The following is a 6,985-nucleotide window of genomic DNA, read 5'->3' as shown; positions in this document are numbered from 1 at the left end:
GGCATCGCGATGTAGTCCTTGAACCGGCCCGGGACGGGCTGCCAGTTCGCGTGGATGACACCGAGCGTGGCGTAGCACTCGCGTTCGGACTCGACGAGCACCCGGATGCCGACGAGGTCGTAGATGTCGGTGAACTCGCGACCACGCACGATCATCTTCTGGTAGATCGAGTAGTAGTGCTTCGGTCGCCCGGTGACCTCGGCCTTGATCGCGCCCTTCGCGAGGTCGGTCTTGACCCGCTCGATGACCTGGCCGAGATAGGTGTCGCGGCTCGGCGCCCGATCGGCCACGAGCCGCACGATCTCGTCGTAGCGCTTCGGGTACAGCGTGGCGAACGCGAGATCCTCGAGCTCCCACTTGACCGTGTTCATGCCCAACCGGTGGGCCAGCGGGGCGAGCACCTCGAGCGTCTCGCGCGCCTTGCGCTCCTGCTTCTCCGGCGGCAGGAAGCGCAGGGTCCGCATGTTGTGCAGGCGGTCGGCGAGCTTGATCACGAGCACCCGCGGGTCGCGAGCCATGGCCACGATCATCTTGCGGATGGTCTCGGTCTCTGCCGCCGCGCCGTAGTTGACCTTGTCGAGCTTGGTGACGCCGTCGACCAGGTGCGCGACCTGCTCGCCGAACTCGCGGGTGACGTCGTCGAGGGTCAGGCCGGTGTCCTCGACGGTGTCGTGCAGCAGCGCTGCAACGATGGTCGTGGAATCCATACCGAGGTCGGCGAGGATCGTGGCCACCGCGAGCGGATGGGTGATGTAGGGGTCCCCGCTCTTGCGCAGCTGGCCCCGGTGACACTCCTCGGCCACGTCGTAGGCACGCTGCAGCAGCCGGACGTCACCCTTCGGATGCGCCGTGCGGTAGATCGCGAGCAGCGGTTCGAGGACCGGCTTGACGGGGCTCGGCCGAGTGGTCGTGACGATGCGGCGGGCCAACCGGTCCCGAACCCGGCGACGGTGCGTCGAGCTGACGTCCTCGCTCAGCTTGGCCGGTTTGGCGTCCTTGGCCGGTTTCGCGTCCTTGGTTTGCCTGGCGTCCTTCGCCGGCTTCTGCGCCGTGCTGCGGGGTTCGGCGGGCTTGGCCGGCGCCGTCGGTGCGGTTGCGGAGGGAGCTGCCGTCTTGGCAGCGACCTGCTGCTCGGTCATCAGCTCGGCTTCGTCGCGCTCGGGGGCCTGCCGGGCAGCAGCGGATGCACTGGCTGCGTCGGCGAGCGACTGTGGCTGCCGCGTGCCGGTCTCGCTGGTCAGGACCAGGCCCCTCTCTGGCGATGTCGTACCACCACTCTACGGACCAGGTGGCCAGCGCGGTTTCGGCGCTGCCGAGAAGGTCACGGCGCCGCCGTAGGGGTCACAGCGTCAGCAGCGAGACCAGCGGCGGGGTGTCGCCGAGCAGTGCGCGTCCGTTCAGGAAGCCGAGTTCGACGATGACCGCCATCGCGGTGACCGTGGCCCCGGCGTCGGTGAGCAGGTCGGCGGCGGCGCGCAGCGTTCCACCGGTGGCAAGCACATCGTCGACCAGCAGGATCCGCTTGCCGTCGAGCAGCCCGGTCGGCACCTCGATCTCGGCGCTGCCGTACTCCAGGTCGTAGGAACGCGCGAGCGTGGGCGGTGGTAGGTTGCCCGCCTTGCGGACCGGCACCAGCCCGGCGCCGAGCTCGGTGGCGATGGCGCCCGCCATCAGGAACCCGCGAGCCTCGACCCCGGCCACGAGATCTATTCCGCCGCCCGCGCGAGCCAGCGCTTCGACGACCGCCGCGAACGCAGCCGCGTCGGCCAGCAGCGGCGAGATGTCCTTGAACAGCACGCCCGGCTGCGGAAAATCCGGGACGTCGCGCAGCAACGCCGTGATGCGCGCGGCGAGGTCCGCGTCGAAGCTCATGTGCGCTTGCGGCGATTCGGCCGTGCCCCCACCTTCGGAGCGGGCGCCGGCGCTCCGCGTCGCACGTTCACCGACGAGCCGACGCCGACCAGCCCGCCCTCCTCGGCCTTGCGTGCCTCGCTCGCGCGCTTGGCGGCGACGCGCTTCGTGAGCGCCTTGTACTGCGGGTCGCGCTCGGTGAGGTCGACGACGACCGGGGTGGCCAGGAACAACGACGAGTACGCGCCCGAGAGCAGACCGACGAACAGGATCAGCGCAAGGTCCTCAATGGTGCCGACGCCGAGGATGCCGGCCCCGACGAACAGCAGGCCGGCCACGGGCAACAGCGCAATGACCGAGGTGTTGATCGAGCGCATCAGGGTCTGGTTGACGGCCTTGTTCGCGGCCTCGGAGAACGTGGTGCGTGAGCCGGCAAGAATGTCCTTCGCGTTCTCACCCACCTTGTCGTAGACCACGACGGTGTCGTAGAGCGAGAAGCCGAGGATGGTCAGCAGGCCGACGATGGTCGACGGCGTGACCTGGAAGCCGACGATCGAGTAGACGCCCGCGGCGATGATGAGGTCGTGCAGCAGCGCCACCATGCCACCCACCGCCATGCGCCATTGGAAGCGCAGCGCGATGTAGATCGACACCACGACCAGAAAGATGATCAAGCCTTGTAGAGCCTTGATCGTCGTGTCGTGGCCCCAGTCGCTGCCGATCGACTTCGGGCTGATGTTCTTCTTGGCCGAGATACCCAGGTCTGCGGCGACGGTTTTCTGGACGTCCTGCAGGTCCTTCGGCCCCAACGTCTTGGTGTTGACCACGATCGTGTTGTCGGTGCCCACCTTCTGCGGCGACCCCTCGGAGGCGACACCTGCCTTGTCGAAGGCGTCGGCCACCTCACTGACCGAGACGTCGTTCTTCAGCCCGGTGATGATGAAGGTGCTGCCGCCCTTGAAGTCGATGCCGTAGTCGAAACCCCGGAACACGAAGCTGATCACGCAGATGAGGATGAGCACGGCCGACGCCGCGTACCACTTCTTGCGGCTGCTGATGAACTGGATGTCGGTCTCGCCGCGGTACAGCGTGGTGAATCGAGACATCAGGAGTCGCCCTTCTCGCGCTGCTCGCGCAACCGAGCCCGGCGGGCCGCAGCCCGTTCCGCGGCCGAGCCGGACTGCGGGGTCGTACGCCGGCGGGTGCTCCGCTGGTCATCGTCGTCTGTCGGCGCTGCCTCGACGTCGGGCTCGTCGTCCGACGTGTCGTCCACCACCTCGACATCCGCGGTCTCGTCGCGCACGTCGCCCGCGGTGTCGTGCAGGACGTCATCAGTGCTATCGACGTCATCGGTGTCGTCGGGGTCGTCGGCTTCCGGCTCGTCCAGCACGGCAACGCCACGGCGCAGTTGCGCGCGCTGGGTGGCCGTCTCACCTTGCTTGGGCGGGCCTGCCGACGCACTCGACGCAGCCCGCGCTGGCTTGCGCGAACGGCGAGCCGGCAGCTCGTCGTCGACCACGCTGCCAGTGCGCACCGAGTTCAGCCCGGTGAAGCGTGGCGAGCCGAAGGTGCGGCTGCGTGAGAGTAGCGACACGATCGGGTGGGTGAACAGGAAGACGACGACGAGGTCGAGGATCGTCGACATGCCGAGGGTGAAGGCGAAGCCTTTCACGTCGGCCGAGGCGAAGTAATAGAGGATCGCCGCGGCCAGGAACGACACCGTGTCGGCCGACAGGATCGTGCGCCGCGCGCGCACCCAGGCCCGGGGCACTGCGACGCGGATCGACCGGCCCTCGTGCACCTCGTCCTTGATCCGTTCGAAGAACACGACGAACGAGTCGGCGGTGATGCCGAGCGCCACGATGAAGCCGGCGACGCCGGCCAGGTCGAGGGTGAAGCCGATCTGGGTGCCGAGAATGACCAGCATGGCGTAGGTCAGCACAGCGGAGACGAGCAACGAGGCGATGGTGACGATCCCCAACCCGCGGTAGTACAGCAGCGAGTACAGCACCACCAGAGCAAGGCCGATGCCGCCGGCCAGCAGCGCAGCGTGCAGCTGCTGGGTACCCAGCGTGGCAGACACGTCGTCGTTGGCATCGGTCCGAAAGCTCAGCGGCAGCGAACCGTAGTTCAGCTGCGTGGCGAGCTCGTCCGCACTCTTCTGCTTGAACGAGCCCGAGATCTGGGTTTGCAGGTCGAGGGTGGCTTGGGTGATCGGCGCCGAGACGACCTGACCGTTCAACGTGAACGCGACAAACATCGAGCACGGAATCGCCGCCGACACGCCGCACGGCGCCGTGTCGCTGGTCTGCACGGCCGAGCCGCTCGACGTGGTGTGGTAGGCGCTCGTCCACTTGCTCCAGCGATCACCGCCCGAGCTCTTCAGGGTCAGGGCGACGGTCCATTCAGCGTTGCTCCCACCACTGCCGGTGCTGGGCGCCTGCGCGCTGGCGGAATCGACCTGGCTGCCCTTCACGATGACGTGGCCGAGCAGGTAGGCCGCGGTCCCGTAGGGCGTCGAGCCACAGGCGATGTAGTACCGGTTGGGCTCGTCGGGTTCGTTGACGGCGGACTCGCAGTCGAAGGTGCGCAGGGCACTGGCGATGGCTGTTTGTCGAGCGGCGCTCAACGTCGAGAAGGCGCGGCAGGTGCCGGTCTGACTCGGAGACGGGCACTTCTCGGCGTTGGGGATGAGGTTCTTCAAACCGGGGTCGGTCTTGACGAGTGCCGCGATCGGGTCGCTCAGGCACGCGACGGGCGCGGCGGTCGTGGCTGCGGCCGAGGACGAAGCGGCGGGCTTGCTGGTCGCAGCCGTGCTGGCCGCGCCACTGCTCGCGCCGGTGGTGGGGCTGGCCTTCGCCGTGGTCGCTGCCGGAGTGCTCGGTGTGGTCGAGGGGGTGGGCGCCGCCGCCAGCGGACGTTCCCGGAAGCCGTTGCTGGTGGCCGACGGCGAGGTGCCCGCCGATGCCGACGCGGTGGCCTTCGGCGCCGTCGATAAGGCGCCCGAGGCGCCTGTTGACGGCGCGCTCGACGCGCCGCTGGCCGAAGTGGACCGCGGCGTGCAGGTGACGACCTGCGCCGGGGCGACGACGCCGCGGAAGTTCAGCACGGCCGGCTGGCCGAGCGCGGCGACGTCGGTGTCGGTGCCGCCGGGGATGAGCACGACGAGCTGATTGTCACCCTGCACCTGGACGGTGGCACCCGTGACACCGGTGCCGTTGATGCGGTCCTCGATGATCTGGCGTGCCTGGCTCATCGACGACGAGGTCGGCGTGGTGCCGTTACCTGTTCGGGCGGTGAAGATGACGCGCTTGCCACCGACGAGGTCGATGCCGAGCTTGGGGGTGTGCCGGGCGCCGGGGAAACCGACGGCCAGGTAGAGCAGGCCCAGCAGCACGATCAGGGCAGCGAAGTAGCGCCCGACGCGCAGCGTTCCGGGGGGTGGTGCCACGGGGAAATTCTCCTCGGCGTTCTCGATGACGGATATCTGGACGCGCACGTCCGGACAGGATGTTCAGACAACACGCGCGAGCCGCGGGACAGTATGACCGACCGATCCCCCTGTCCCGCTGTGAGCGCCTGTGGGCGCCGGTGGGCGCCGGTGGGCACCTGCGGGCGGCGCCCGCAAGCACTAGACGGCCGGGTCGGCGCCCGACCGTTTGTCCTCGGTCTCGCGTGCGCCGGTGTTGCGGATGTCGGTGTTGCGGATGTCGGTGTTGCGGATGTCGGTGTCGTGCACGTCTGCGTCCTGAACGTCGGTCTCGTGGACGTAGCGACCGGGCAGCTCGGTGACGTCACGTAGCGCGGCCAGCTCCCAGCGGACCTCGACGCCCGGAGCGATCGACAACATGACGGTGCCGTCGTCGTTGGTGCTCACGACGGTGGCGTGCAGTCCGGACGTCGTCATGACCTCGGTGCCGACTCCGATCCGCTCCGCCCGCTCGCCCTCAGCGACCGCAGCCCGTCGACGATTGCGGGCCGACAGCGCCAGCATGCCCACGATGAGGACCGCGAAGATGAGGAACGGTAGGTATTTCACCGGGCTGACCCTACGCGTCGAACAGCGTCGGGCCGGTTCCCGCTCTGGGCGGTGCCAGGTCCAGGTGGGCCCACGCGGCCGGTGTCGCGACGCGGCCGCGGGGGGTGCGCGCCAGCAGACCGGCGCGGACCAGGAAAGGTTCAGCGACCTCTTCGACCGTCTCCGTCTCCTCGCCAACCGCCACCGCAAGCGTGCCGACGCCCACGGGCCCGCCGCCGAACCGGCGCACCAACGCATCGAGTACCGCGCGGTCCAGCCGGTCGAGCCCGAGCTCGTCGACGTCGTACACCGCAAGCGCCGCCCGGGCGATCGCCTCGGTGACGACCCCGTCGGCCCGCACCTCGGCGTAGTCGCGAACCCGGCGCAACAGGCGGTTGGCGATCCGCGGCGTGCCCCGCGAACGACCGGCGATTTCCTGCCCGCCGTCGGGTCGCAGGTCGACGCCGAGCAGCGCGGCCGAGCGGCGCAGCACCTGTTCGAGCTCAGGTGGGTCGTAGAAATCCATGTGCGCGGTGAAGCCGAACCGGTCGCGTAGCGGGCCGGTGAGCAGCCCGGCCCGGGTGGTCGCGCCGACGAGGGTGAACGGCGCGAGGTCGAGCGGGATCGCGGTGGCGCCGGGGCCCTTGCCCACGATCACGTCGACCCGAAAATCCTCCATGGCCATGTAGAGCAGTTCCTCGGCCGGCCGGGCGATGCGATGGATCTCATCGATGAACAACACCTCGCCCTCGCCCAGGCTGGTCAGTAGTGCCGCGAGGTCGCCGGCCCGCTCGATGGCCGGGCCGCTGGTGACGCGGATCGGCGCATTCAGCTCAGCGGCCACGATCATGGCCAGGCTCGTCTTGCCCAGACCGGGCGGGCCGGACAGCAACAGGTGATCGGGCGGTCGGTTGCGGCGCAGCGCGCTCTCGAGCACGAGCTGCAGCTGCTCGCGCACCTTCGGCTGACCCACGAACTCGCCGAGATGCCGGGGACGCAGCGAGTTCTCAACATCGCGCTCGTCGGGCAAGGCCTCGGGATCGACGACGTCCTCGGCCGGCTCGGGGGTCACGACCCACCCCGCGAGGCCGCCGCCCCCACCGTGATCAACAGGGC

Annotated in this window: 6 protein-coding genes; all 6 read right to left on the bottom strand. The window is 69.1% G+C overall.

Annotation, left to right across the window (positions count from 1 at the left end):
* A partial coding sequence (locus tag ACFFC4_RS18200; protein WP_375503473.1) for a RelA/SpoT family protein occupies positions 1 to 1,139 on the bottom strand: 1,139 nt, incomplete at its 3' end.
* A gap of 202 nt (positions 1,140 to 1,341) precedes the next feature.
* Complete coding sequence (locus tag ACFFC4_RS18195) at positions 1,342 to 1,872, bottom strand: adenine phosphoribosyltransferase (protein ID WP_375503471.1); 531 nt, start codon at positions 1,870 to 1,872, stop codon at positions 1,342 to 1,344.
* Complete coding sequence (gene secF / locus ACFFC4_RS18190; RefSeq protein WP_375503469.1) at positions 1,869 to 2,957, bottom strand: protein translocase subunit SecF; 1,089 nt, start codon at positions 2,955 to 2,957, stop codon at positions 1,869 to 1,871. The genes ACFFC4_RS18195 and secF overlap by 4 nt, the downstream gene beginning before the upstream one ends.
* On the bottom strand, positions 2,957 to 5,350 hold the full coding sequence (secD, locus tag ACFFC4_RS18185) for a protein translocase subunit SecD (protein WP_375503467.1): 2,394 nt from the start codon (positions 5,348 to 5,350) through the stop codon (positions 2,957 to 2,959). The genes secF and secD overlap by 1 nt, the downstream gene beginning before the upstream one ends.
* 132 nt (positions 5,351 to 5,482) lie before the next feature.
* Positions 5,483 to 5,890 carry a preprotein translocase subunit YajC gene (yajC, locus tag ACFFC4_RS18180; protein ID WP_375503465.1) on the bottom strand — a complete coding sequence of 136 codons (408 nt, stop codon included), beginning with the start codon at positions 5,888 to 5,890 and terminating at the stop codon, positions 5,483 to 5,485.
* Positions 5,891 to 5,900: 10 nt separating this feature from the next.
* Complete coding sequence (gene ruvB / locus ACFFC4_RS18175; RefSeq protein ID WP_375503463.1) at positions 5,901 to 6,941, bottom strand: Holliday junction branch migration DNA helicase RuvB; 1,041 nt, start codon at positions 6,939 to 6,941, stop codon at positions 5,901 to 5,903.
* Positions 6,942 to 6,985: the final 44 nt, after the last annotated feature.

It is taken from the genome of uncultured Jatrophihabitans sp., assembly GCF_964244045.1.
Lineage (GTDB): Bacteria > Actinomycetota > Actinomycetes > Mycobacteriales > Jatrophihabitantaceae > Jatrophihabitans.
This window is presented reverse-complemented; position numbering and strand designations above follow the sequence as displayed.

Excerpts from the sequence above, each read along its gene's own strand:
- ACFFC4_RS18195 (WP_375503471.1), bottom strand. The coding sequence starts at position 1,872 with ATGAGCTTCGACGCGGACCTCGCCGCGCGCATCACGGCGTTGCTGCGC.
- secF (WP_375503469.1), bottom strand. The coding sequence starts at position 2,957 with ATGTCTCGATTCACCACGCTGTACCGCGGCGAGACCGACATCCAGTTC.